Source organism: Pseudoalteromonas sp. NZS37, from assembly GCF_015864265.1.
In the GTDB taxonomy this organism is placed as follows: domain Bacteria; phylum Pseudomonadota; class Gammaproteobacteria; order Enterobacterales; family Alteromonadaceae; genus Pseudoalteromonas; species Pseudoalteromonas arctica.
The window spans coordinates 1-2,168 of the sequence record NZ_JADYXL010000030.1 but is presented as its reverse complement, the minus strand read 5'-3'; the positions used below and the strand labels follow the sequence as shown (position 1 = coordinate 2,168).

Below are 2,168 nucleotides of genomic sequence, written 5' to 3'. Positions count from 1 at the left end.
TGCATGACGATCCTTGAATGAAAAAACCCGCCAGGCTGAAGGCGCGTGGCGGGTTTGGGCTGCGGGCGGGCCCGCCACACCAGCAGTGCTTAGGCCACGGGGTCTTGGATCAACACCTCGTACGGAGCGTCCTTGCCGACCGGGGTCTTCAGTGTCCCCGTCAGGTTTACGTTCCCGAAGTCATCCGCCAGGAAGTCAAACTCGCTGTCTGGCGCCAGGATGGCTTCCCAGATCGTTGCCGTGCACTGGGTGCCGTCAGCTTGGTTGATACCGTCGAAAATGATTTCAACGCGAACTTCTGTGCGGGTGGAGCCCTTAACGTTCGTGCCCGTGGCACCGCTATGTGCGCAGGTAATGAAAACGTGGTCGTTTACCGCCAGAGCGCCCCCGGCCAGCGCCATGATCCAGCCCATGGGGCGGTTCAGTTTGTAGTCGGTGCCTTCGATCAGCGTGGCGCCACCAGTGGCCGCGTCTTCAACGGTAACCAGTGTGGCGAGATTCTTTTTGCCGATGGGGAGCCATGTGCCCACCTGTGTGACAGTCAGGTCGTAGCCCGTCAGCGTGCCGGAGGCTTCGGTGAACGCGGCAGAGGTTCCGAGGAAGGCCATGGTCAAGATGTCGCCGGTAACTTCCTTAAGCGCCATGGAGAACTCAGACGGTTGGGCGATGTTCACGCTCTCCAGCACCTGACCATAGTCATACCGGCCCTTGCTGGTCGATTGGATCGTTTCGACGCTGGGGGTGATCGAGAGACTGTCGGCGTAGATCGGCCCGACAAGACCTTGCTTTACGCCGTCCACCATACGGTTAAAGTAAACGTCGCCAGCGCCATTGAAGCTGCGTGCTGCCATGAGAAACTCCTTGAGAATGTCATGCCGCACTCACGGCAAGATCGGATTACAACGCTCGCAGTGTCATCGCACAGGGCGAATCGACCTCTGCGGCACAATTTCGGACTCAGGCTTCCAGCAGGTTCTCGGCGAACACCACCGTGATGTGCACGACGGCGAACACAATGTTCTTGCCATCGGCGCGGGGGCCGATGTCCTTCCCCCGGTAGCTCAACTTCGCTACGCGGCCGTTGGCCCCGCGCGCACCGGCAATCGGTCGTCGGGCCAGGTCGCTGGAGAACACCGCCTTCTTGATGTCCTTGATCGCGTCGTGCGCGGCATCGTTCGGGTTGTCCACGTTGCAGTGCACGTAGGCGCCGAGTACGAAGTCTTGCTCCAGGGTGATGTCCAGTCGGCCGCCGTCGTTCTCCTGCGGGCGGTCCTCACCCTCGATAAGCACGGCGTAGGGCACACGGTCCTCATCGTGCTTCAGGCGGCCCCGGTACACCGTGGTGCCGAGGTCGGTCTTGTAGCCGTTGGCCTTGGTGACGCCCTGCAGTACCGTGGTCAGATACTCGGCGATGTCGGAGGACTTCTTGAAGATGGCGGGGGTGGCGGTCATGGTTCGATGGCTTTCTGCAGCGCCAGGTCAACCTGTGCGGCGAGGGTGTCTTCCAGGTCGTCGGTCACATCGTTCACGATGCGCTCGACCTGGTAGGCGAACAGTTGATACACGGACGGGCCGTAGCGGTGGCGCAACTTGCCGTCGCGCGAACGCGCGAAAACGCCGAAGCCGTTGCCACNACGGGCCGTAGCGGTGGCGCAACTTGCCGTCGCGCGAACGCGCGAAAACGCCGAAGCCGTTGCCACCGGACTCGGTGCCTCGGTTCAGCGGGAGTAGGAAACCGCGCGGTACAAACCCGTCACTCGTTTGCCCACGGGTCACCTCAACGGTGACACCGACCTGCTTCTGGCCCGACGGGATGCCAAGGGCCTTGTTGCCCTTTCCGGGCCGCCCTTTGTTGTTCGCTACGATCACCGGCTTGGCGTCGTAGCGCCCGAGCACGGTGGTTGCGTTGCGCGCACCGCTGGCCGTGATCGACGCCACCGGCTTGCCGGGTGTGGCGCGCTGGAGCGTCATTCGACGCCGCAGATAATCGTCGGACAGGTTGATACCGGCGATCATCCGGTCGCGCGCCAGATCGTATGTGCGGTCCACCACCTCGTTCAAAGCGGTGACGGACGCGCGGCCAATCTCTTCGCCGCTGGCCTGCGCGAGTCGTTCTCCCAGTTTCACTACCTGGGAGGCGTCGATCTTGAGCGTGTAGTCGCGGGCTT

3 protein-coding genes are annotated in these 2,168 nt (G+C 62.4%); all 3 read right to left on the bottom strand.

Annotated elements, in window-relative coordinates; all coding sequences use genetic code 11:
* Nucleotides 1–89: 89 nt before the first annotated feature.
* The 3 genes from I6F47_RS20100 to I6F47_RS20090 all read right to left on the bottom strand — a co-directional run bounded on the left by I6F47_RS20100 (nucleotide 90) and on the right by I6F47_RS20090 (nucleotide 2,049).
* Nucleotides 90–851: a hypothetical protein gene (locus I6F47_RS20100; protein WP_114488107.1), complete on the bottom strand. Its 762-nt coding sequence runs from the start codon at nucleotides 849–851 to the stop codon at nucleotides 90–92.
* A 106-nt stretch (nucleotides 852–957) separates the two neighbouring features.
* Nucleotides 958–1,452 carry a hypothetical protein gene (locus tag I6F47_RS20095; RefSeq protein WP_114488106.1) on the bottom strand — a complete coding sequence of 165 codons (495 nt, stop codon included), beginning with the start codon at nucleotides 1,450–1,452 and terminating at the stop codon, nucleotides 958–960.
* 27 nt (nucleotides 1,453–1,479) lie between these two features.
* Entirely contained in the window at nucleotides 1,480–2,049 is a 570-nt protein-coding gene (locus I6F47_RS20090; protein ID WP_442960283.1) for a hypothetical protein, read from the bottom strand.
* Between the last annotated feature and the right edge of the window lie 119 nt (nucleotides 2,050–2,168).

Coding starts and splice junctions, on each gene's coding strand:
- I6F47_RS20100 (WP_114488107.1), bottom strand. CDS start 851: ATGGCAGCACGCAGCTTCAATGGCGCTGGCGACGTTTACTTTAACCGT.
- I6F47_RS20095 (WP_114488106.1), bottom strand. CDS start 1,452: ATGACCGCCACCCCCGCCATCTTCAAGAAGTCCTCCGACATCGCCGAG.